Origin of the sequence: Bradyrhizobium sp. HKCCYLS2038 (assembly GCF_051167655.1) — a bacterium.
In the GTDB taxonomy this organism is placed as follows: Bacteria; Pseudomonadota; Alphaproteobacteria; order Rhizobiales; family Xanthobacteraceae; genus Bradyrhizobium.
In genome coordinates this window covers 65,014-87,004 of record NZ_JBNPTM010000009.1, presented here as the reverse complement: position 1 = coordinate 87,004, position 21,991 = coordinate 65,014, and the positions used below count along the sequence as shown (strand labels likewise).

Here is a 21,991-nt window from a genome sequence, read left to right as displayed (position 1 = left end):
GAGCGAAACGAGATCGACAGGGAGGTTGCGCGTGACGACATCGGCCGCCGCTCGGCAGCAGACGCCATCGGACTATCGCATTCTGAACGAGGCGGATCTTCGCCTCTATCTCGCCGCGATACCGGCGGTGGCTGCGCAACTCGGTGGACCGGCCGAGCGCTGGACCATCGCCGAGGTGGGCGACGGCAATCTCAACCTCGTCTTCATCGTCAAGGGGACGACCGGCGGCCTCGCCGTCAAACAGGCATTGCCCTACGTGCGTCTCGTCGGCGAGAGCTGGCCGCTGCCGTTGTCGCGCGCCCATTATGAGCACCTCGCGCTCTCCCATCAGGGCCGGCTGGCGCCGGCGTCGGTGCCTGCGATCGTGCATCACGATGCCGCTTTGGCGCTGACCGCGATGGAGTTGCTGGAGCCTCACATCATCATGCGCAAAGGCATGGTGGCAGGCACGATCTATCCGGCCTTCGTCGATCACATCACGACGTTCATGGCGCGGACCTTGTTCCTCTCATCCGATCTTGCGCTGTCGGCTGCGGAGAAGAAGGAGGCCATTGCGAGCTTCGCCGGCAACCATGCGCTGTGCAAGATCACGGAGGACCTGATCTTCACCGATCCCTATCGGATCGCCGAGCAGAACCGCTGGACATCACCATGGCTGGACGCCACCGCGGCCGACATCCGCGCCGACATGGATCTGCATGTCGCGATCTCCCGGCTGAAGCTGAAGTTCATGTCGAGCGCCGAGGCGATGATCCATGGCGATCTTCACACCGGCTCGATCATGGTGACGGACACCGAGACCAAGGTGATCGATCCGGAATTCGCCTTCTACGGTCCGATGGGTTTTGACGTCGGCGCCGTGCTGGCCAACCTGCTGATGGCGTATTTTGCGTCAGCCGGTCACGAGCGGTCGCACGGTGACAGGCAGGCTTTCGAGGACTGGGTGCTGAGCACGGTCGATCAGGTCTGGACCGGGTTCGCAGGCAAATTTCTGGCGCTCTGGCGCAGCGAGGCGACCGGAGATGCCTATCCGCTGTCGCTGTTCCCCGGTGAGGCGGGCGCCGCGCGGCTGGAGACGGAGCGCCAGGCATACATGGCGAGGCTTTTCCAGGATGCCGTCGGCTTCACGGCCGCCAAGATCATCCGCCGCATCCTTGGTCTCGCGCACAACATCGACTTCGAGCTGATCGAAGATGCGAAGCAGCGCGCGATGTCCGAGGCAAGGGCGCTGCGGCTGGCGCGAACGCTGATGACCGAGACGGCATCGTTCACGTCCATCGATGCGGTGACGAAGGCTGCACGCAAACTGCGAGAATGGCAGCCGGAGTTCTAGACGTCGAAGCTCTCGTCATTGCGAGGAGCGAAGCGACGACGCAATCCAGAGTCGAGCGCAGCCCAGGATTGCTTCGCTGCGCTCGCAATGACGGAAGACGCCTCGTAGGGTGGGCAAAGGCGTGGCACGATGTGTCAGCCAGGCTTGGTTCTTTCGCGCGCCGTGCCCACCATTCGCGCACGAACTCGTTGATGGACGGTGGGCACGCTGCCGCCCTGCGGGCGGCGGCTTTGCCCACCCAACAGGATCCCGCTCAATCCGCCGCCTTTGCGCGCAGGCGCTGCGCGTAGACGTTGATCACCAGCGCTGCCAGCAGGATCAGGCCGCGGATCAGGATCTTCAGGAAGCTGTCGATGTTGACGTGGTCGAGGCCGTTGTTGAGGACGCCGAGCACGAACAGGCCGACGATGGTGTTGCCGATGCCGCCACGGCCGCCGAACAGGCTGGTGCCGCCGACCACGACGGCGGCGATCGAGTCGAGCAGGTAGGTGTCGAACTCGTTCTGCTGCGCGCTGCCGAAATGCGCCACGCCGAGCATGCCGCCGATGCCGGAGCAGACCGCCGAGATCACCATGACGCTGCCGAGGATGAGCTTGACGTTCAGGCCGGAATATTCAGCCGCTTCGCGGTTGCCGCCGACCATGTAGACGTAGCGGCCGAACCGAGTGTAGGTCAGCACGAGGTGCCCGAGCAGCAGCATCAGGGCGGCGACGATCACGATCCACGGGATGCCCGCGACGGAGCCGGAGCCGAGCGTGGTGATGATGGGCGGGACCTTGTAGGCGATCTGGCCGCGCACCAGCATCGCCGATACGCCGGCGGCGATCTGCATCATCGCGAGCGTCATGATGAAGGAGGGGATGCCGATCACCGTCAGGCCGAAGGCATTGACCACGCCGAGCAGGGCGCACAAGGCCAGCGCGAGCAGGATCGCGGCAAAGCCGGGCATCGGCACGTTGGCGATGTTGACGTAGGATTCCTGCAAGGTGAAGTAGGCCACCGCGATGCCGGTGACGTTGGCGATGGCCGCGATCGACAGGTCGATCTCGGCGCACAGGATCACGAAGGTGAGGCCGACCGCGATGATGCCGGTCACCGAGACCTGGGTCAGGATGTTGCCGACATTGTCGACGGTCGCGAACGAGGGCGAGGCGATCGCGAAAAACGCGCTCAGAAAGATCAGCGTCAGGAATGGGGCGATGTTGCGCATCTGCGAGCGCAGCATCGAGCCGATGCCGCCCGCGCGTTGCTGCTGCGCCTCCGGAATCGGAACGGTGTCGCCATGCGCCATGAGATTCTCCTTACGCCGCCTCGAGCAGACGGTCTTTGCTGATGGTCTCGCCGGCGAATTCGCGCACGACCTCGCCGCGCTTGAGCACGATGACGCGGTCGGCCAGCGACAGCACCGTCTCCGGCTCGGTTGATAGGACGATCACGGCGATGCCCTGGTCGCGCAGCTGCCGGACGATTCCGATCACGTCGCTCTTGGCGCCGACATCCATGCCGCGGGTCGGCTCGCACAACACCAGGAGCCGCGGCGGATGGCTGAGCCATTTGGCGAGCGCCACCTTCTGCTGGTTGCCGCCGGAGAGCAGGCCGAGGTCGATCTCGACGTCAGCGGGGCGGATCTGCAGCTGCTCGACCTGGCGCCGCGCGAGTTCGCGCTCGCGCGAGGGCTTCAGCAGCACTGCATTGATGCGGTCGAGAATGCTGATCGAGACATTCTTGTAGACCGGCTCCTGCAGGAACAGCATGTCGCGCCGGCTTTCCGGCACGAAGGCGATGCCGGCGCGGCGCGCATCCGCCGTGCTCTTGAAGCGGTTGCGCTCGCCGGCGACGCGCAGCTCGCCCGCATCGGGGGCGAGCTTGCCGAACAGGATCCGCGCCAGCTCGAGCTGGCCGCAGCCCATGAAGCCATAGATCCCGAGCACCTCGCCGGCATGAACCGAGAACGAGACGCGCTTGAGGTTGCGCGCCAGCGACAGGCTGTCGGCTTCGACCACCACCGGCTTGCCGGCCGGCGGCGCGGGCAGGGTGATGTCGTGGGTGTAGCTGTCCTCCAGCGCGTCGCGGCCCTTGCCGATCATGGCCTCGATCAGGGCCGCCTTGCTGGTGTCGGCCGCACGCGTCTCCATGATCTTGCAGCCATTGCGGAACACCGTGACCTCGTCGGAGATCAGCAGAATGTCCTCGATGAAATGCGAGATGAAGATAATCCCGGTGCCCTCTTCGCGCAGCTTGCGCAAAGCCGCAAACAGCCGCTCGACCTCGGGCGGCGACAATGCCGAGGTCGGTTCGTCCAGGATGATGATGCGGGCGCCGGAGAACAGCACGCGCGCAATCTCGATCAGCTGCTGCACGCCGATCGGCAGGTCGCCGAGGCGGCTCATCGGATCGGCCTCGATGCCGAGTCGCTTGAGCTGCTCGGCGGCCTCTCGCGCCATGCGTCGCCATTGCACGATGCCGAGCGCGTTGGTCGGCTGATTGCCGAGAAACACGTTCTCCGCCACGGTGAGATCAGGGGCGACGCTGAGCTCCTGATGCACCATGGCGATGCCGGCCGCGCGGGCATCCCGCGCGGAGTTGAAATGAACCTCGCGGCCGTCAAGCAGGAAACGGCCGGAGAATCCGGTGTGCACGCCGGCGATGATCTTCATCAGCGTGCTCTTGCCGGCGCCGTTCTCCCCGACGAGACCATGGATCTCGCCGGGGCGAAGCGTGAAGTCGACGCCGCGCAAGGCGGTGACGCCGCCGAACGACTTGGTGATGTCCTGCAATTCCAGAAGAGGCGGGCGGCTGTCCGACATGGGGAGAGACTTCAGATCAGGAAGTGATCCTCCATCCATTGCATGCCCGCGGCGTTGGCCTTGGTCACGACGGGGCCGTCGGTCACGACACTCTTCGGAATGCCCTGGCCGCTCTTTTCGCCGGCCGTGACGGCGGCGACACCCGCGACGATCGCGCCGCCGTGGATGCGGCAGGACGGATTGCGGACGGTTGCGAACATGCGGCCGTCGCTGACCGCCTGGATCGCCGGCGGCATGGCGTCGACGCCGCCGATCAGGATGTTGGTGCGGTTGCGCGCCTTCATGATGTTGTAGGCGGCCAGCGCCATGTCGTCGTTATGGAAGAACGCCGCGTCGATCTGCGGATACTTCGTGAGGTAGGTCTCCCACAGGCGTGCCGCCTTCGAGACATCCCAATCGGCCGGCTGCGTATCGAGTACCTCGATGTTCGGGAACTGCTTGATGACCGAGTTGAAGCCCTTGGCGCGGCCCTGGGCGCCGGTGTGGCCGAGCGCGCCCTGGGTCATGATGATCTTGCCCTTGCCGCCCATCGCGGTCGCGAGCGCCTGGGTCACCGAGGCGCCCATGAACTCGTTGTCGGGGGCGAGGAACGAGTGGACGTTGATCTGATCCAGCGGCGCGATCAGCGTGTCCATGTCGATCACGGGAATGCCCGCGTCGATCATCTTCTGCACGGGCTGCGTCAGGGTGCCGATGCCGAACGCCTGGATCGCGACGAAGTCCCATTTCTGCGACGCCATGTTGTCGATCGCCGCGCGCTGCTTCACCGCGTCGAGCTGGCCGTCGAACCAGGTCACTTCGACGTTGAGCAGCTTGCCCCACCATTCCGCCGCCTGCTTGCCCTGGGCGCACCAGGTCGCCTGCAGGCCGGCGTTGGAGAATGCAGCCTTGAGCGGCTTTTCGGAGCGGCCCATTTCAGCGGCCATGGCCGGATTGATGCCGAAACCGGCGAGCAGCGCCGCCGCGGAGCCGGCGGCCGTCGCCGCCTGGAGAAGATCGCGCCTTGTGCTGATGATTTTCTTGGACGTTTTGTCAGTGCCGGACATTCCGTGCTCCCTGTCCCATCGTTGTCTGGCGGCGTCATTGATTGCGCTACCAAGATCGACACTGTTTCACATCGCTTTGCATCTCGCTACAGCGACATGTTGTGCGCTGCATCCCAAATGTGTGGCGCTGCACGCGCGATGTCAGGAAGCTGTGATGTTGTGATGCTACGCGGCGCGTCACGCGCATGTGCCTTGCGCACTAGGAGATCAAGTTGAGTTCGACCCGCATCGCCGTGATCGGCGACATCCATCACGGCCGGGACACGCCCACCAAACGGGGATCAGCGGCGATGCCGCTGCTGAGCCGTTTTGTCGCAGAGGTCAATGCCGTTCGGATCGATGCGGTGATCGAACTCGGCGACCGCATATCGGATGAAAGTCCCGAGCGCGATCGCAAGCTGGCGGAGGAGGTCGCCGATCAATTCACGAGGCTGTCGGCGCCGCGTCATCATGTCAGCGGCAACCATGACGTCGCCATGCTGAGCCTTGCCGACAACGAAGCTATTCTGGGCCGGCCGACGGGATCGCGTGCGCTGGTGATCGGCAACGTCAGGTGCGCATTCTGGCAGCCCGATGTGAGACTCACGCGAGAGCGCGGTCTTCATCTCGCCGCGGATGACATCGCAGATCTCCAGCGACTGCTGGCGGACGAGCGTCCGACCTTGCTGATCAGCCATGTTCCCTTGTCGGGCCATGCGCAGACCGGCAATTTCTACTTCGAGCGCAATCCCGGCCACGCGACCTACGCCGAAATCGATTCCATCCGGGGTGTGATCGCGCAGGCGCCGTGTCCCATCATCGCTCTTGCCGGGCACGTGCATTGGAGCACTTTGACCACAGTGGACGGCACGCCGCACCTCACCCTGCAATCGCTGACCGAAACGTTCATCTCCGGTGAGCCGGCCGAAGCTGCGGGTCTGTTGGAGATCGACGGCGGCGTGGTGCGTTGGACCATTTCCGGGCGCGAGCCGCTTTCGGTCACGCTGCCGTGGCCGTGCGTGAAACCGCGCTGGCGGGCGCCATTGTCGTCGTTCACGTCAGCTGTCGGCGGATGAAGATCGGAAGCGTGTTCAGGTGGCATTCATGCGCAGACCGGTACCGTCTGCTCTGACACGTTGGCTGCCCAAAAATTGCTCAAAAAAATAGAGCAGGGCAGCGGGCCCTGCTCGGAAATTGTGTCGACCCTTTAAATATCCCGCAAGTTCAGATTTGATCTTGTTAAGCGGGGTGACGCTGCTTGTTGCGCGCCAGGGCTCCTCCCGAGACTTGGACCACCAGACTTCCGCAAGCGTTAGCCTGAGGCCCGAATTCGTAGACGATCTTTTTGCGTTTGTCATCCTTTTCGGCAACGATTGTTCAAATTTCGCGCACTTCCTGAAATGATCGATAAGTGCTTGCAATTGGCCGCTTTTGCTTTCGCGCTTTTTCGACCAAGGTGCTGAAATACCGCAATCGCGGACGGCTCTGGAACCTCGCCGTGCTTGTTCTTGGTCAACGACGGCCCGGCCAAATGTCCTGACTGTGCTCTCTGTGACCTCGACTCCCGGCGCGCGCTCGGGCACAACAGTTCCGTTCATTTGGCGAGCATCGATGCGGCAGCGGCTGCAAGCTTTTCTTCCGATCGTGCTGGTTGCACTCATGGTGCAAATCCTGGCACCGATCGGTGCTGCATGGGCTGCCCGCGCCGATCCTCTGCGTGGAATCGAGATCTGCCACGGGCAGGCTGGTTCCCCGGCTGATGATGAGTCGCGGGCCAAGCAAGTCCGGGGCGACTGTGCGCTGTGCTGCGCGGCTCAGCCGACCGCGCTGGATGCGCCGGCAAGGGTCGCCATCGGCCTTTCGCAACGCGCAGTCTCGGACATCGTCTGGCGCGCGCCTGCGCCGGATGTCCATGTCGGGCGGGCATTTTCCCACGCCCGGGCGAGAGCGCCACCACCGCTGTGACGCGTTGGCCGCCATGCGGCCGCTGTTTCCGTGAATGTGAAGTAGCCATCTGCATCATCGGCCTTGCCTTGTCCGGCGGGGGAGATGCGCCGACGAGTCGATCTGGCGCATCCAATGACCATTGAGAGGATTTATCGACATGACGTTCTTCAGACGCTCTCTGCTCGCGCTCGTTCTGCTATCGGCTGGCGCTCCCGCGGCCTTTGCTGCTGACGTGAAGGCGGGTGACCTCGTCATCGGCCAGCCGTGGAGCCGGGCGACACCGGGCGGAGCCAAGACCGGCGCCGGCTATCTGACCATCGAAAACAAGGGCACGGCACCCGATCGTCTGGTTGCCGCGTCGGGCGACGTGGCTGGCCGAATCGAGGTCCATGAGATGGCCGTCACCAATGGCGTCATGACGATGCGTCCGCTCGAGAAGGGCCTCGTCATCGAGCCCGGCAAGATCGTGGCGCTGGCACCCGGCGGCTATCACCTGATGATGATGGAGCTGAAGGGTCCGCTGAAGCAGGGCGACAAGCTGCCGGTCACGCTCGAGTTCGAGAAGGCCGGCAAGGTGGCCGTGACGCTCGACGTGCAGGCGGTCGGTGCCAAGGGGCCGGGCGGCGAGGGCGGCAGCATGATGAAGCACGAGCACAAGATGTAACGCGCTGTCCTAGGGTGCCTTCAATGGACCGACGCGCCTTTAACTCGTCCCTTCTGGCAGGCTCGCTCGCGGGCCTGCTGCTGCCGGGCGCTCGCGCCCAGCAGACGACGCACTCTGCCGGCAAGCCCGTCATCGGATTGCTGGTCTATCAGGGCATGATCCTGCTCGATCTCACCGGGCCGCTGACCGTCTTCAACATCATGCAAGCCGATATCCGCTTGATGGCGGCCTCGATGGCGCCGGTCATGACCGATGTCGGCATTCCCGTGGCTCCGACCCACAGCTTCGAGACGGCGCCGGCGGAGCTCGACGTGCTGTTCGTGCCGGGCGGGCTGAAGGGCACCGTCGACGGCATGAACGATCCGCGCACGATCGATTTCCTTGCCGCGCGGGGCGAGCGAGCGCGCTTCGTCACCAGCGTTTGCACCGGCGCGCTGTTGCTGGGCGCTGCGGGCCTGTTGAAGGGCTACAACGCCACCTCGCATTGGTACGTGCGCGATCTGCTGCCGCTGATGGGCGCGACGATGGTGGCCGATCGCGTGGTGGCTGACCGCAACCGCATCACGGCGGGAGGCGTCACGGCCGGCATCGACTTTGGCCTCGCTCTGGCTGCAAAGCTCACCAGCGAAGACACCGCCAGGCGCATCCAGCTCCTGATCGAATACGATCCACAGCCGCCCCTCGCATCCGGTTCGCCGGAGCGCGCCGGCGCGGACGCCACCAACGCGGTGCTGACCCAGCGCGCCCCGCTGATCCGGCAGGCCGAGCAGGCATCACGTTCCGCCGGTGCGAGGCTCGGCATTCCATGAGGTCAGGCCGCGCGATCATTGATGGTTTGCGCAAGCCGGTTGGCCGTGCCCGCGGCAATGGGCGGCGCCGATGGATCGCGCGCAGTCTGCCGCTGGCTCTGTTCGCACTTATCATTCAGGTTCTGGTGCCTGTGGCGGCGTCGGCGATGACGGCGGGAACGCTCGCAGCCGCCGCTCCGCTCGCCGGCGCAGTGATCTGCCATGCCGAAGCCGACGGCGCGCCCACGGATTCCGACGGCGACCGCGCGGCCTGCGGCCTGGATTGCGTCATGTGCTGCGTGGTCCATGCCGCGACAGCCCTCGATGCGCCGCCCGTTCCGACCCACGCAGCCCCGCCGCGCGGATGGGCGCGGATAGCATGGAGCGGGCGCGAACTCGGCCTGATCCATCTCCTCGCCCGCACGCAAACGCAGCCTCGAGCACCTCCCTCCCTGTCCTGATTACGACCGTCGCATCCGCAGCAGGCGCTTGCACCTCGCTGCATCAGATCAGGAAGACCGGCCTGTCGCCGGCATTGGGGAAGTCAAAACATGTTTCGTCGTCATGCCCTCGGTGGCGTGAGCGTCGTCGCCTTGCAGCTCGTGTTGTTGCAGCCGGCCACGATCGCCCACGCCCAGCCCGAGCGGGAATTGCCATCCGTCACCGTCGACGCGCCGCGTGCGGCGCCACAGCGGACGGTTCGAAATCCGGCCGCGCAGGTGCGCCAGGCCGGGGCGGCTCGGGGTCCGAAGCCCACCACCACGTCGCAGCCGCAGCCGGCGCCGGTCTCGACCGCCAACATCGACGGCGGCGGCGTCAAGGGTTCGTTCGAGACGCCTGCGGCCAAGCAGCGCTTCGCGTTGCCGCAGGAGAGCTTCAGCATCACGTCCAAGCAGATCGACGAGACCATCAATCTCAAGGATCCCCAGGACGCGGTCAAATACATGCCGAGCCTGTTCGTGCGCAAACGCAACGACGGCGACAACATGTCGGTGCTGGCGACGCGGACCTGGGGCGTCAATTCAAGCGCGCGCACGCTGATCTACTACGACGACCTCCTGGTGTCGGCGCTGCTCGGCAACAACAACACCAACGCCACACCGAAATGGAACCTGATCTCGCCCGAGGCAATCGCGCGGATCGACTATCTCAACGGCCCGTTTGCGGCCGCCTATCCCGGCAACTCGATCGGCGGCGTGCTGCTAATCACTTCGAAGATGCCGGACAAGCCGTTCGCGACCGCCAAGGAGACGGTCTCGGTGATGCCGTGGAGCCAGTACGGCACCAAGGACACCTACGTCACCAGCCAGACCAGCGCCTCGGCCGGCAATCGCGACGGCAAGCTGTCGTGGCTGGTGAGTGCCAACTATCTCGACAGCTATCAGCAGCCGCTGACGTATGTCACAAGCTCCGGCGTTCCGGGCGGAACGAACGGGACGTATATTGCGCAGAACAAGACCGGCGCGCCGGCCAACGTGATTGGCGCAGGCATCCTCGCGCATTCGCAGCAGACCTCGGGCAATCTGCGGCTGGCCTACGACATCACGCCCTTGGTCCAAGCTACCTATTCGCTCGGGATCTGGAACAATCACCAGGTCTCGAACCCGCAGACTTATCTGAGGCTCAACACGAACGCCCAGCCGACATTCGCCGGAAATTCGGGGTTTGCGAGCGGGCGCTACATCTGGGATCAGACCCAGCTGTCCAATGCCGTTGCGATCAAGAGCGATACCAAAGGGACCTTCGACTTCGATCTGTCGGCGTCGAGCTACAACTACCTGCAAGACACACAGCTCAATCCGTTCACCGTCACCGCAGCGGGCGTTGGCTATTCGCAGAATGGCAAGATCGCGCGACAAGACGGCACGAACTGGCAGAATGCCGACGCAAAGGGAATCTGGCGGCCGTATGGTTATGACGGGCCGCACGAGATCTCCTTCGGTCTTCACGGCGACCGATATCGTTTGGAGAACCCGACCTATGCTTCAACCGTCTGGGATCAGACCACGTCCACCGGCACCGGTCAGCTGTATTCGAGCGGCGTCGGCGAGACCCGGACCGGCGCGCTCTGGCTCCAGGATGCCTGGAAGATCCTCCCCAATCTGAAGCTGACCCTGGGCGGGCGCATGGAAACCTGGCGTGCTCTGGATGGCGTCAATGTGAACACGTTGACCAATGGAGCCGGCGTGATCACTCAGTCCGTCACGACCTCGCAGCCTCAGCTCAGCGCGACCAACTTTTCACCCAAGGCCTCGCTGTCCTACGACATCAATCGGGACTGGAACGTCACGGCCAATTTCGGAGAGGCGTATCGCTATCCGACGGTCGGCGAACTCTACCAGAACGTCTCGTCAGGGGGCATAATCTACACGCCCAATCCGTTGCTCAAGCCCGAACATGATTACACCGGCGAGCTGAATCTCGAACGTCACTGGATCGACGGCCGCGTGCGGCTGACGCTGTTCGAAGAGAAGACCTTCGACGCGTTGATCTCGCAGTCGAGCACCGTCCCCATCGCCGGTGGCGGGCAGGCGGTCCAGACTGCGGTCAGCAACGTCGACGCGGTCCGCATGCGCGGCGTCGAGCTGTCTGCCGATAAGGACAACGTCCTCGTCGATGGTCTGCAGCTGTTCGGCAGCGTGACCTATGTCGACTCAAAGATCCTGGCCGATGCAAACTGGAAGGGGGCCATACCCGTCGTCGGTAAGCGCGTTCCCTATGTCCCGGACTGGCGCGCCAAGTTCGGTGCGACCTATCGGCCGAACGAGAGCTGGGCCTACACGGTCGCGGCGCGTTACAGCGGCAAGCAGTACTCGACGCTGGACAACACCGATCTCGTGCCGCACGTCTATGGCGCTTTCGACAGCTTCTTCGTCGTCGACATGAAGATCCACTACAATGCGACGAAGAATTTCGCCTTCGATTTCGGCGTCGATAATCTGTTCGATAAGCAGTACACGTTGTTCCATCCCTTCCCCGGGCGCACCTTCGTGCTCGCCGCCAAATACACGTTCTGAGGTGATCATGAGCATTCGAAGCAGCAAGGTCTCGTTGCCGGCGCTCGCCGGTCTCGTGCTGGCCGCGGTCGCCGGGCCGGCAAACGCGCATGTGATCCTGGAGACCAAGGAGGCCGCGATCGGCTCCCGTGTCCAGGCGGTCTTCGTCGTCCCGCATGGCTGCGGCGAGTCCGATACGATCAAGCTGCGCGTCCGCATCCCGGAAGGCGTGATCGCGGCTGTGCCGGAGACCAAGGCCGGCTGGACGATCGAGACCAAGACGGGAGTCTATGCGGCCGCGTATGAGGACGAAGGGCGGAAGGTGTCAGAAGGCGTCCAGGAGATTGTCTGGTCCGGCGGCCGCGTGCCCGCCAAGACCCGCGAGCCTTTTCTGGTGGGGATGACGCTGACCACCGCGCTCAAGCCGGACTCCACCTTGTATTTCCCCGTGGTGCAGGAGTGCGAGGCCGACGTCAGGCGCTGGATCGAGATTCCGGCCGAAGGGACGGATCCGCACAGCTACAAGCAGCCGGCGCCGGGCATCAGATTGCTGCCGAAGCCGTGAGGCGCGGCCTCTCTGCCATCCTCCTCATCCTGGCGCTGGCCGTGGCCCTCACGACCAGCGCCGGCGCGCATGCCGTGCTGGTCTCGGCCGAGCCGGCCGACGGCAGCATTGTCGAAGCGGCGCCGCCAGCGCTCACCCTCCACTTCGATGAAGCGGTAGCGGTCGGCGCGCTGGTTCTGATCGACGCGCGTGGCCGCAAGCGCGACCGTCTTCAGCCGGAGGCTGCAGGCTCGGTCGTGGTCGTCAGATTGCCGTCCGATCTGCCGCGCGGCAGCCAACTGCTCAGCTATCGTGTGATCTCGGGGGACGGCCATCCCGTTGCGGGCACCGTGAGCTTCGCGGTGGGTTCACGGAGCAGCATGGATGCGGCGATCGAACGCGATCGTTGGCGCGACGGGCTGATCTGGTCAGCCCGCCTCGGCCTGTATGCTGGCCTGTTCTTTGGCGTCGGTGGCGTATTCTTTCTCAGGTGGCTGGGGCGAGCCACGGCCGCGCGCCCTCTCGTGATCGTCCTGCTCGCCGTGGGGCTTGCGGCCGCGCTGCTGTCGGTCGCGGGGCAGGGGCTCGACCTCCTGGACCTCCCGCTCGGCAGCCTGTTCACACCTGGCCCGTGGATCGCTGCCGCCGACACGAGCCTCATGTCGAGCGTGCTCGTCGCCGCTGCAGCGATGGCTGTCGCGCTCGCTGCCATGTGCATGGCGGGCGACCGTTGGAGCCGACCGCTCGCAGCCATCGCACTGGCAGGCGTCGGTGCGGCCCTCATGCTGAGCGGCCATGCATCGACGGCGGAGCCGCAATGGCTGAACCGGACGGCGGTCGTCATCCACGGCATGGCCGTGGCGTTCTGGCTCGGCGCGCTCGTGCCGCTGGCCATGCTCGTGGTGACGGCGGATGCCGATGCACGAACTGCGCTGCACCGGTTTTCCGTCACTGCAGTCCCCATTGTGGGCGTGCTTCTGTTGAGCGGCGTCTGGCTCGCTACGGCCGAAGTCAAATCCCTCAACGCTCTCGTGGAGACGACCTACGGGCAGCTGCTGGCGATCAAATTGGCACTCGTCGTGCTGCTGCTCATCCTCGCCGCTCTGAACCGCTACCGCCTCGTTCCCGCCTTTACGGCCGACCCTGCATCCCCAGCGCTCGGCCGCTCGATCCTGCTCGAATGCGTCCTCGGCGTGGCCATCCTCGGCGTGGTTGCCGGCTGGCGCTTCACGCCGCCGCCGCGCAGCTTCGTGCCCGAGGCGCCGCTCGGGCTCCATATCCACGGCGAGCGCGCCATGTTTCAGGTCGTCGTATTTCCAGGCCGGGTGGGGCTCGACCGTTTCCTGCTTCAGTTGATGAACGCCGATGGCAGCCGGCTCCAGCTCAAGGAGGTGACGCTGACGCTCCAGATGCCGGCGGGCGGCGTCGGGCCGTTCGAGCGCAAGGCGGTTCTGGGACAAGATCAGGACTGGCACGTCCGCGACGTGCCGCTGCCGCTGGCCGGCCGCTGGCATGTCCGGATCGACGCGCTGATCGACGATTTCGACCAGATCAGCCTGGAAGACGAGTTCGAGCTCAGGCCACGTTGAGGCCATCCGAAGGCCGCCAGCCGCCGTTCATCCTCCGCTTCAGCGCAGCCAGTAAAATGATTGGGAATCCGGCGGCTTAGCCGCTTTTTCTCAATCCCAGTCTTGTGTTTTGCCGCTCGATCCGGTTTGACTGCGCCAGCCCAAACCGAATCCCGAAGGCCTCGCCCCATGCGTCTGTCGCGGTTTTTCCTGCCGATCCTGAAAGAAAACCCGAAGGAAGCCGAGATCGTCTCGCACCGCCTGATGCTGCGCGCCGGCATGCTGCGGCAGGAGGCCGCCGGGATCTATGCCTGGCTGCCGCTGGGCTTCAAGGTGCTGAAGAAGATCGAGCAGATCGTCCGCGAGGAGCAGAACCGGGCCGGCGCGCTTGAGCTGTTGATGCCGACCCTGCAGCTCGCCGACCTCTGGCGCGAGAGCGGCCGCTACGACGCCTATGGTCCGGAGATGCTGCGCATCGCCGATCGCCACAAGCGCGAGTTGCTGTATGGACCGACCAACGAGGAAATGATCACGGAGATCTTCCGCGCCTATGTGAAGTCCTACCGTAACCTGCCGCTCAATCTCTATCATATCCAATGGAAATTCCGCGACGAGCAGCGTCCGCGTTTCGGCGTGATGCGCGGCCGCGAATTCCTGATGAAGGACGCCTATTCGTTTGATCTCGACGAGGCCGGCGCGCGGCGCGCCTACAACAAGATGTTCGTCGCCTATTTGCGGACCTTTGCGCGGATGGGCCTGAAGGGCATCCCGATGCGCGCTGAGACCGGCCCGATCGGCGGCGATCTCAGCCACGAGTTCATCGTGCTCGCCGAAACCGGCGAGTCCGGCGTGTATTGCGACCGCAACGTGCTCGACCTGCCGATCCCGCCGGCTTCGGTCGACTATGACGGCGACCTGACGCCGATCATCAAGGAATGGACCTCGCTCTACGCCGCGACCGAGGACGTCCATGACGGCGCCCGCTTCGAGGCCGAGGTGCCGGCGGAGCGGCGCGTCCACACCCGCGGCATCGAGGTCGGCCAGATCTTCTACTTCGGCACCAAATATTCCGAGCCGATGAAGGCGCTGGTCGCCGGGCCCGACGGCGCCGAAGTCACCGTCCATGGCGGCTCCTACGGCGTCGGCGTCTCGCGCCTCGCGGGCGCCATCATCGAGGCCTGCCACGACGACGCCGGCATCAAATGGCCGGAGGAGGTCGCGCCGTTCCGCGCCGTCATCCTCAACCTGAAGCAGGGCGGGGCGGACACCGACGCCGCCTGTGAGCAGCTCTATCGCGATCTCCTCGCCAAGGGCGTCGACGTGCTCTACGACGACACCGAGCAGCGTGCCGGCGGCAAATTTGCCACCGCCGACCTGATCGGCATTCCCTGGCAGATCATGGTCGGCCCCAAGAGCCTTGCCGAAGGCAAGGTCGAGGTGAAGACACGCAGCGACGGCGCGCGGCAGATGATGTCGCCCGCCGACGTCGTGGCGCGGCTCGGCGGAACTGTTTCGGGCTGAGCGGACGTTCGATCAGCGGATTATCCACCGTGGCAGCCAGCCCGCTCAAGGCCAATCCGGCCACATTCGGCCCGAATCATGGGATGATCGCGCGATGGATGACGCCATGACCGACCCCGTGCAGACTGCGCCTTTCGCCCCGTTCGAGTGGATGCTCTCGGGGCGTTATCTGCGCGCGAGGCGCCGCGAAGGGTTCATCTCGGTCATCGCGGGGTTCTCGTTCCTCGGCATCATGCTGGGTGTCGCGACCCTGATCATCGTGATGGCCGTCATGAACGGCTTCCGCAAGGAGCTGCTCGACAAGATCCTGGGTCTCAACGGCCATCTCCTGGTGCAGCCGCTGGAATCGCCGCTGACGGACTGGAAGGACGTCTCGGATCGGATCGCGCAGGTGCAGGGCATCCGGCTCGCCGCGCCCGTGGTCGACGGCCAGGGACTGGGCTCGTCGCCGTTCAACGCCTCTGGCGTCTTCATCCGCGGCATCCGCTCGCAGGATCTCGTCAACCTGACGTCGATCGCCAAGAATATCAAGCAGGGCACGCTCGAAGGCTTCGATGACGGCCAGGGCGTCGCGATCGGCCGCCGCCTCGCGGACCAGCTGTCGCTGCACGCCGGCGACAGCATCACGCTGGTCGCCCCGAAGGGCGCTGTGACGCCGATGGGCACCACGCCGCGGATCAAGCCCTACAAGGTCGCGGCGGTGTTCGAGATCGGCATGTCGGAATACGATTCCAGTTTCGTCTTCATGCCGCTCGCGGAGGCCCAGGCCTACTTCAACCGCAACAACGACGTCACCGCGATCGAGATCTTCACCAGCAATCCCGACAAGGTCGAGCAATTCCGCAAGTTGGTGACGGAGGCGGCCGGCCGGCCCATCTTTCTGGTCGACTGGCGCCAGCGCAATTCGACCTTCTTCAACGCGCTGCAGGTCGAGCGCAACGTGATGTTCCTGATTCTGACCCTGATCGTGCTCGTCGCTGCCCTGAACATCGTCTCGGGCCTGATCATGCTGGTGAAGGACAAGGGCCAGGACATCGCCGTGCTCCGGACGATGGGCGCCTCGCAGGGCGCCGTCATGCGGATCTTCCTGATCACCGGCGCCTCGATCGGCGTGGTCGGCACGCTCACCGGATTCATCGTGGGATTGCTGATCTGCCTGAACATCGAGACCATCCGGCTGTTTCTCTCGTGGCTGACCAATACGGACCTGTTCGATCCGACGCTGTATTTCCTGTCGAAGCTGCCGGCCGAGATCGATCCCGGTGAGACCAGCGCCGTCGTGATCATGGCGCTGACGCTGTCGTTTCTGGCTACCCTCTACCCATCGTGGCGCGCCGCCCGGTTAGATCCGGTCGAAGCGTTACGCTACGAGTGAGGCGCTGATGGACGAGCAGGGGGCGGAGGATGTACCGGTCGTTTATCTTCACGAGGTGAAGCGCCAGTACATGCAGGGCGAAAAGCCGCTGACGATCCTGGACGGCGCCAAGCTGGCGCTGTGGGCCGGGCAGTCGGTGGCGCTGGTGGCGCCGTCGGGCTCGGGCAAGTCGACGCTGCTGCACATCGCGGGCCTGTTGGAGAGTCCCGATGAGGGCGAGGTCTATGTCGGCGGCGTGCCGACGTCGCAGCTGACCGACATCGAGCGCACCCAGATGCGCCGCACCGACATCGGCTTCGTCTACCAGTCGCATCGGCTGCTGCCGGAATTCACGGCGCTCGAGAACGTGATGCTGCCGCAGATGATTCGTGGCCTGAAGCGGTCCGAGACGGTAAAGCGGGCGACCGAGATCCTCGCCTATCTCGGCCTGAGCGAACGCATCAAGCACCGGCCGGCCGAGCTTTCCGGCGGCGAGCAGCAGCGGGTCGCGATCGCGCGCGCAGTGGCCAACGCGCCGCGGGCGCTGCTGGCGGACGAGCCGACCGGCAATCTCGATCCCGCCACCGCCGATCACGTCTTTCACGCCCTGATGCAGCTCGTGAAGGCCACGCGGGTCGCGATGCTGATCGCGACCCACAACATGGAGCTGGCCGGCCGCATGGACCGGCGCGTCTCCATCGTCGGCGGCAAGGTCGTCGAGCTGGATTGAGTCGCCGCAAGGTCAGGGCGTGATCACGGTCATCTCGAACGGCTGGCGATGCGCGGCCGCATGGGCGACGGCGTCGTTGGCGCGATCGAGCTCGAAGCAGGTCGGCTTGAACTGCGTGAGATCGAGCAGTCCGGCCCTGATCAGCCCGACCATCCGGACCGCCGCGCTCGGCGGATACATCCAGACGCCGTGGATGGTGACGCAGTTGCGCATGATCCAGGGATAGGGCAGGTCGAGCCCGGTGCCGCCGAGCATGCCGACACCGCCCATCAGCACCACGCGCCCATAGGGCCGCACGGTCATCACGGCCGCGCGCACCACGCTGGTGCCGACCGACGGCGGCATGATGTCGAGCACGCAGTCGATCGGGCCGGGCGCAGCGCGCATCATGCGCAGGGTGTCCTCGCTCTCGTTGCCCGACAGTCTGACCGGGTGGACACGAGGGCCGAACCTGCGCTGGAGCTCAGCCAGCATGGCCTGGTTGCGGCCGGGCGCCACGACGGCGGCTGCGCCCATCGCCAGGGCCACCGCGACGGCGGCGCTGCCGAACCGGCCGGTGGCGCCGCTGATCAGCACCGTCTCGCCGGCCTGCAGATTGGCGGCGAGAAGGCCGCCATAGGGCACGAGCAGCGTGCCGAGCGCGCACCATTGCGCGGCATCATCAGGGGCAATGGCGCCGATCGGCTTGGCATTCTCCGTCGGGATGCGCATGCGCTGCGCGAACGCGCCGTGCCGGAAATGCTGCTGCAGCTTCAAGCCGCCGGGGCCGCGTGCGCTCAGCCCCTGCAGCGTGATGTCGGGTGCGAGCGCATCGTCACGTGAGCGCACCGTCGGATCGCAATACACCCAGTCGCCGATCGCCAGATGCGTCGCATCGGGGCCGAGCGCGCTGACCCGCCCGATGCCGCCCGTCCCGGGGATGACCGGCAATTCGAGCAGATATTTGCGCTCGCCGCTGAACACCTCGTTCGCGTAGCTCAGCACGCCGGCCGCGGCGATGTCGACGATGACCTCCCCGGTGCCGAGCACGGGCTCGTCGACAGGCTCGATCGCAAGCGGCGATCCAAAGCGCTTCAGCACGGCTGCCTTCATGGTCCTTCTCCATTCGCTGGTGTCATGACCAAATCTGCCGGTCTATGCTGCGCGCAGGAAGGCCTGGTATTATCCTGGGATTGGATGAGCCCAGCCTGGCGTCTGGAGCGAGCCGTGAGTGATCCAAGACATAGTGATCCAAGACATCGTGATAGAAGACATGCCGAGCTCGGCAACTTCCTGCGCTCACGGCGTGCGAAGCTGACGCCGCAGGCGGTCGGGCTCGCGCCCGGGCGGCGGCGGCGCACCGCGGGGCTGCGGCGGGAGGAAGTCGCTGAGCTCGCCGGCATCGGCGTCGATTGGTACATCCGGCTCGAGCAGGGCCGCGCCGTGAAGCCGTCATCCTCGACGATCGATGCGCTGGCGCGCGCGCTGCGCCTGAACCGGACCGAGCATGCTCACCTCAAGGCGCTGGCGCGTGAGCCGGCGCGAAAGCCGTTCGTACGCGAACAGGTCCCGGCCCGATTGTGCGAGATGGTGCAGAGCTTGAATCAGCCTGCTTACATCTCCGGACGACGATGGGACGTCCTGGCCTGGAACGCTGCGGCGGATGAGATCTTCGGGTTCTCACAACTCGCCGACGAGGAGCGCAATACGCTGCTGCTCATGCTGTGCATTCCGCGCGTTCGCCGGCTGTTTGGCGGGCAATGGAAAGACCTGGCGCAGCGGATGGTCGCGCAGTTTCGGGCGACCTACGATCTGTTCGCGGGCGACCCTGCCTTCGTGGATCTGATCGAGCGGCTGCGACACGGGAGTCGCGAGTTCGACGAACTGTGGGCGGCTCACGACGTCACGCCGCTTGCGGCCGGAGAGAAGCTGCTCGAGCATCCGAAGAAGGGGCGCGTGAGGCTCCGCTACGCGACGTTCCAGTCCAACGACGATCCTGCGCTGAAGCTTGCGATCTACTACACGTGAATGCTGGCGCCGCTGCCGGCGTGTGGTTGCGTGTATTCGACGTGCGTACACGAATCGCGATCACACATTCGTCAGGTTTGCGTATGATGATGCCAAGCATTCGCAATTCTGTCGTGAAGCCCCGAAGAATTCACGATTCAGACGCGATGAGGCGGGTTCCGTTGCGGGGAGTTTCTCCGTCGGGCTTTTGTGCCGGTCGCATTGTGGCGGAGCGTGGATTCTGGTCACGACTCCTCCACACATCTTGTTAGTTGTTTGTTCGGTTTGCCACCAAAGCCTTTCAAAACAGGTATTTGCTGACCTCCCCCAAAAAGCCGGAAACGGCGGTTCTAATCTGGCACATCGGTTGATGTCGGCGAAGCGGCTGCGAAAGGCATGAACGCTTCGTCGCGTTGCATGCTTGTGCACGGAACAGAGAGTGTGGGGACCTTGGGACAGAAGCTACGGAGTTCGATGATGAAAACGCTTTTCGGCGCAACGGTGGGGCTCGGCGCGATGGCCGTGGCGACGTCTGCTTTCGCAGCGGATCTTCCGATGAAGAGGGCCTACACCAAGGCGCCGCCCGCCGTGATGGCGACGGTGTATGACTGGAGCGGCTTCTATGTCGGTTTCAACGCCGGCGGCGGCTCCAGCCGTGACTGCTGGAATCTGGTCGCGAACGCCGGGGTGGCGGTCAATCCAGCCGCGAATCGCGAAGGCTGTTCGGGCGGCGGCGGGGCGGCCGTCGGTGGCCAGGTCGGCTATCGCTACCAGATGGCGAACTGGGTGTTCGGTGCCGAAGCGCAGGGCGACTGGGCCAATTTCCAGGGCACCAACCGCAACCTGATTCTTCCCAACGTCAGCGACCGCTCGCGAACCAACGCGTTCGGCCTGTTCACGGGCCAGATCGGTTACTCCGTCGACAACATCCTGGGCTACTTCAAGGGTGGTGCGGCCGTCGTGAGTGACCGCTACGACACGTTCATGACCGGAACCAACGTCATGCTCGACCGCGCCAACACGACGCGATGGGGAGCAACGGTCGGTGCCGGCCTCGAATATGGCTTCGCCCCGAACTGGTCGGTGGGCGTCGAATATGACCACATCTTCCTGGGCACCAAAAATCTGAACTTCGTGGCAGCCGCGGGGCAGCCCGCGATGACCCATCGCATCAAGCAGGATGTCGATATCGGGCTCGTGAAGCTGAACTACAAGTTCGGCCCAGGTTTCGGAATGATGCACTAAGGCTTCGTTCTTACCGAGAACGGGCGTTCGTCGCGTCGAGCGGCGGACGCCCGTTGTCGTTTGGAAAGTCGGCAACGCGCCGCGCGCCGTCACCACTTCTCAGCTCTCTTCGAACACGCGCGGATTGGTCGCGGGCGGAGGGCAGCCGCGCTCACCGCGGCTTGATGCATTGCCGTTCGGAGCAGGACAGGGTGTGGCGTGCGAATCGTCGCTCACGCCGGCGAAGCATGAATTCTGCCAAGCCATAAACCGGCATCGCGAGGTCGTGACCGGGGACGGCGCACAAGTGTCGCAGGTCTAGTAGCCAAGCCGGGGGAACTCGTCGCAGCGTCGCCGCTCTCCCTCCCACATTTGTCGATGGCTAGAACCCGCGGCGTGTCACGGCGATGGCGTAGAAGCCGTTCGCCGACGCGTTACCTGTGCAGATATAAAAGTTCCATCAACTCACTGTGATTGCACAGTATTTCGGGTCATGTCCGGGCCGTTTCAAACGTCGGCTGTGACATCGCGGCTACAGCAATTGTGGCGCGGATCGGTAAGACGTGCGGCTGGCCTGGGGGCCAAATGAGACGAGACTGGACCTGTGATGAACAAACTTCTGTTGACGACGACGGCGCTCGTGGTGCTGGCCTCGCCGGCGCTTGCTGCGGATCTCGCCGCGCGTCCCTACACGAAGGCGCCGCCGGCGATGATGGCGGCGATCTATGACTGGAGCGGTTTCTACATCGGTGTGAACGGTGGCGGCGGTTGGAGCCACAACACGTGGGATCTGGTCGGCGGTGGCCGCGAGGGCTCGCACGATTCGACGGGTGGCACTGTCGGTGGCCAGGTCGGCTATCGCTGGCAGACCGGTCCGGTGGTGTTCGGCGTCGAGGCGCAGGGCAACTGGGCGGATTTCTCCGGTGACAATCTGAGCGCGGTGTTCGCAACCCGCAACCGCACCAAGACCGATGCGTTCGGTCTGTTCACCGGGCAGATCGGCTACGCCTGGAATAACGTGCTGCTCTACGCCAAGGGCGGTGCGGCCTTGACCAGCAACACGTACACCATAACCAACGCGGTGAGCGGGGCATTCCTCGCCTCGAACACAGACACGCGCTGGGGCGGCGTGGTTGGGGCCGGCCTCGAATACGGCTTTGCTCCGAACTGGTCGCTCGGCGTCGAGTACGACCATCTATTCATGGATCGCCATACCGTGAGCTTCGGGGCGTTCGGACCCGACAGCATCAAGCAGGACGTCGACCTGTTCACGGCCCGCCTGAACTATCGCTTCGGCGGCCCGACCATCTCCAAGTACTGATTGGCCATTTGAGATCGGCGGAATCGACCAGCCCCGGCGTTCGCGCCGGGGCTTTTTCGTGAGTGGACCCGTGCCGATTAACCACGTGCTGCACGGGTTGGTCGCTATGCCCTTCAGTGCTTGACCTGAGAACAGAAAAGGAACATTGTTCTTCATATGTTCTGACTCGGGGAGGTCTCCATG

At 64.7% G+C, this 21,991-nt stretch carries 20 protein-coding genes; 15 read left to right on the top strand and 5 right to left on the bottom strand.

Annotated features, from left to right (window positions below):
* Positions 1-31: 31 nt before the first annotated feature.
* Positions 32-1,333 (top strand): S-methyl-5-thioribose kinase, encoded by a 1,302-nt coding sequence (gene mtnK, locus ACQR1I_RS30790; RefSeq protein WP_434870082.1) that lies wholly within the window; start codon positions 32-34, stop codon positions 1,331-1,333.
* A 253-nt stretch (positions 1,334-1,586) separates the two neighbouring features.
* Here mtnK and ACQR1I_RS30785 read toward each other — a convergent pair whose 3' ends face one another.
* The 3 genes from ACQR1I_RS30785 to ACQR1I_RS30775 are packed head-to-tail and all read right to left on the bottom strand — an operon-like array spanning position 1,587 to position 5,186.
* Positions 1,587-2,624 carry an ABC transporter permease gene (locus ACQR1I_RS30785; protein WP_434870083.1) on the bottom strand — a complete coding sequence of 346 codons (1,038 nt, stop codon included), beginning with the start codon at positions 2,622-2,624 and terminating at the stop codon, positions 1,587-1,589.
* 10 nt (positions 2,625-2,634) lie between these two features.
* Positions 2,635-4,140: a sugar ABC transporter ATP-binding protein gene (locus ACQR1I_RS30780; protein ID WP_434870084.1), complete on the bottom strand. Its 1,506-nt coding sequence runs from the start codon at positions 4,138-4,140 to the stop codon at positions 2,635-2,637.
* An 11-nt stretch (positions 4,141-4,151) separates the two neighbouring features.
* Entirely contained in the window at positions 4,152-5,186 is a 1,035-nt protein-coding gene (locus ACQR1I_RS30775) for a sugar ABC transporter substrate-binding protein (protein WP_434870085.1), read from the bottom strand.
* Between the two features lie 212 nt (positions 5,187-5,398).
* Here ACQR1I_RS30775 and ACQR1I_RS30770 point away from each other — a divergent pair, with 212 nt between their 5' ends.
* Complete coding sequence (locus ACQR1I_RS30770; RefSeq protein ID WP_434888861.1) at positions 5,399-6,241, top strand: metallophosphoesterase family protein; 843 nt, start codon at positions 5,399-5,401, stop codon at positions 6,239-6,241.
* Between the two features lie 15 nt (positions 6,242-6,256).
* Here the strand turns inward: ACQR1I_RS30770 and ACQR1I_RS30765 are convergent, their stop codons facing one another.
* Entirely contained in the window at positions 6,257-6,826 is a 570-nt protein-coding gene (locus ACQR1I_RS30765; protein WP_434870086.1) for a hypothetical protein, read from the bottom strand.
* Here ACQR1I_RS30765 and ACQR1I_RS30760 point away from each other — a divergent pair.
* The 10 genes from ACQR1I_RS30760 (at position 6,777) to ACQR1I_RS30715 (ending at position 17,277) form a co-directional block, all read left to right on the top strand.
* Positions 6,777-7,130, top strand: coding sequence for a DUF2946 family protein (locus ACQR1I_RS30760; protein ID WP_434888860.1), 354 nt, complete (start codon positions 6,777-6,779; stop codon positions 7,128-7,130). The genes ACQR1I_RS30765 and ACQR1I_RS30760 overlap by 50 nt on opposite strands.
* A gap of 139 nt (positions 7,131-7,269) precedes the next feature.
* Positions 7,270-7,776 carry a copper chaperone PCu(A)C gene (locus tag ACQR1I_RS30755; protein WP_434870088.1) on the top strand — a complete coding sequence of 169 codons (507 nt, stop codon included), beginning with the start codon at positions 7,270-7,272 and terminating at the stop codon, positions 7,774-7,776.
* A 23-nt stretch (positions 7,777-7,799) separates the two neighbouring features.
* Positions 7,800-8,585, top strand: coding sequence for a DJ-1/PfpI family protein (locus ACQR1I_RS30750; protein ID WP_434870089.1), 786 nt, complete (start codon positions 7,800-7,802; stop codon positions 8,583-8,585).
* On the top strand, positions 8,582-9,025 hold the full coding sequence (locus ACQR1I_RS30745) for a DUF2946 family protein (RefSeq protein ID WP_434870090.1): 444 nt from the start codon (positions 8,582-8,584) through the stop codon (positions 9,023-9,025). The genes ACQR1I_RS30750 and ACQR1I_RS30745 overlap by 4 nt, the downstream gene beginning before the upstream one ends.
* 90 nt (positions 9,026-9,115) lie before the next feature.
* On the top strand, positions 9,116-11,581 hold the full coding sequence (locus ACQR1I_RS30740) for a TonB-dependent receptor (RefSeq protein WP_434870091.1): 2,466 nt from the start codon (positions 9,116-9,118) through the stop codon (positions 11,579-11,581).
* 7 nt (positions 11,582-11,588) lie between these two features.
* Positions 11,589-12,125: a YcnI family copper-binding membrane protein gene (locus ACQR1I_RS30735; protein ID WP_434870092.1), complete on the top strand. Its 537-nt coding sequence runs from the start codon at positions 11,589-11,591 to the stop codon at positions 12,123-12,125.
* Between the two features lie 41 nt (positions 12,126-12,166).
* Positions 12,167-13,693, top strand: coding sequence for a copper resistance CopC/CopD family protein (locus tag ACQR1I_RS30730; protein ID WP_434870093.1), 1,527 nt, complete (start codon positions 12,167-12,169; stop codon positions 13,691-13,693).
* Positions 13,694-13,861: 168 nt separating this feature from the next.
* Positions 13,862-15,193, top strand: a complete 1,332-nt coding sequence (proS, locus tag ACQR1I_RS30725; protein ID WP_434870094.1) for a proline--tRNA ligase — start codon at positions 13,862-13,864, stop codon at positions 15,191-15,193.
* 106 nt (positions 15,194-15,299) lie between these two features.
* Positions 15,300-16,568 (top strand): lipoprotein-releasing ABC transporter permease subunit, encoded by a 1,269-nt coding sequence (locus ACQR1I_RS30720; protein WP_434870095.1) that lies wholly within the window; start codon positions 15,300-15,302, stop codon positions 16,566-16,568.
* Positions 16,569-16,575: 7 nt separating this feature from the next.
* On the top strand, positions 16,576-17,277 hold the full coding sequence (locus ACQR1I_RS30715; protein ID WP_434870096.1) for an ABC transporter ATP-binding protein: 702 nt from the start codon (positions 16,576-16,578) through the stop codon (positions 17,275-17,277).
* Positions 17,278-17,289: 12 nt separating this feature from the next.
* Here the strand turns inward: ACQR1I_RS30715 and ACQR1I_RS30710 are convergent, their stop codons facing one another.
* Positions 17,290-18,369 (bottom strand): alcohol dehydrogenase catalytic domain-containing protein, encoded by a 1,080-nt coding sequence (locus ACQR1I_RS30710; RefSeq protein ID WP_434870097.1) that lies wholly within the window; start codon positions 18,367-18,369, stop codon positions 17,290-17,292.
* Between the two features lie 114 nt (positions 18,370-18,483).
* Here ACQR1I_RS30710 and ACQR1I_RS30705 point away from each other — a divergent pair, with 114 nt between their 5' ends.
* The 3 genes from ACQR1I_RS30705 to ACQR1I_RS30695 all read left to right on the top strand — a co-directional run bounded on the left by ACQR1I_RS30705 (position 18,484) and on the right by ACQR1I_RS30695 (position 21,808).
* The gene (locus ACQR1I_RS30705; protein ID WP_434870098.1) at positions 18,484-19,284 is read left to right on the top strand and encodes a helix-turn-helix transcriptional regulator; all 801 of its coding nucleotides are present in this window, start codon (positions 18,484-18,486) and stop codon (positions 19,282-19,284) included.
* A gap of 453 nt (positions 19,285-19,737) precedes the next feature.
* Entirely contained in the window at positions 19,738-20,508 is a 771-nt protein-coding gene (locus tag ACQR1I_RS30700; RefSeq protein ID WP_434870099.1) for an outer membrane protein, read from the top strand.
* 586 nt (positions 20,509-21,094) lie between these two features.
* On the top strand, positions 21,095-21,808 hold the full coding sequence (locus ACQR1I_RS30695; protein WP_434870100.1) for an outer membrane protein: 714 nt from the start codon (positions 21,095-21,097) through the stop codon (positions 21,806-21,808).
* Positions 21,809-21,991: the final 183 nt, after the last annotated feature.

Coding starts and splice junctions, on each gene's coding strand:
- ACQR1I_RS30750 (WP_434870089.1), top strand. CDS start 7,800: ATGGACCGACGCGCCTTTAACTCGTCCCTTCTGGCAGGCTCGCTCGCG.
- ACQR1I_RS30695 (WP_434870100.1), top strand. CDS start 21,095: ATGAACAAACTTCTGTTGACGACGACGGCGCTCGTGGTGCTGGCCTCG.
- ACQR1I_RS30740 (WP_434870091.1), top strand. CDS start 9,116: ATGTTTCGTCGTCATGCCCTCGGTGGCGTGAGCGTCGTCGCCTTGCAG.
- ACQR1I_RS30785 (WP_434870083.1), bottom strand. CDS start 2,624: ATGGCGCATGGCGACACCGTTCCGATTCCGGAGGCGCAGCAGCAACGC.
- ACQR1I_RS30760 (WP_434888860.1), top strand. CDS start 6,777: ATGCGGCAGCGGCTGCAAGCTTTTCTTCCGATCGTGCTGGTTGCACTC.
- ACQR1I_RS30715 (WP_434870096.1), top strand. CDS start 16,576: ATGGACGAGCAGGGGGCGGAGGATGTACCGGTCGTTTATCTTCACGAG.
- ACQR1I_RS30765 (WP_434870086.1), bottom strand. CDS start 6,826: ATGAGTGCAACCAGCACGATCGGAAGAAAAGCTTGCAGCCGCTGCCGC.
- ACQR1I_RS30710 (WP_434870097.1), bottom strand. CDS start 18,369: ATGAAGGCAGCCGTGCTGAAGCGCTTTGGATCGCCGCTTGCGATCGAG.
- ACQR1I_RS30775 (WP_434870085.1), bottom strand. CDS start 5,186: ATGTCCGGCACTGACAAAACGTCCAAGAAAATCATCAGCACAAGGCGC.
- ACQR1I_RS30700 (WP_434870099.1), top strand. CDS start 19,738: ATGATGAAAACGCTTTTCGGCGCAACGGTGGGGCTCGGCGCGATGGCC.
- ACQR1I_RS30735 (WP_434870092.1), top strand. CDS start 11,589: ATGAGCATTCGAAGCAGCAAGGTCTCGTTGCCGGCGCTCGCCGGTCTC.
- ACQR1I_RS30720 (WP_434870095.1), top strand. CDS start 15,300: ATGACCGACCCCGTGCAGACTGCGCCTTTCGCCCCGTTCGAGTGGATG.
- ACQR1I_RS30755 (WP_434870088.1), top strand. CDS start 7,270: ATGACGTTCTTCAGACGCTCTCTGCTCGCGCTCGTTCTGCTATCGGCT.
- ACQR1I_RS30780 (WP_434870084.1), bottom strand. CDS start 4,140: ATGTCGGACAGCCGCCCGCCTCTTCTGGAATTGCAGGACATCACCAAG.
- proS (WP_434870094.1), top strand. CDS start 13,862: ATGCGTCTGTCGCGGTTTTTCCTGCCGATCCTGAAAGAAAACCCGAAG.
- ACQR1I_RS30745 (WP_434870090.1), top strand. CDS start 8,582: ATGAGGTCAGGCCGCGCGATCATTGATGGTTTGCGCAAGCCGGTTGGC.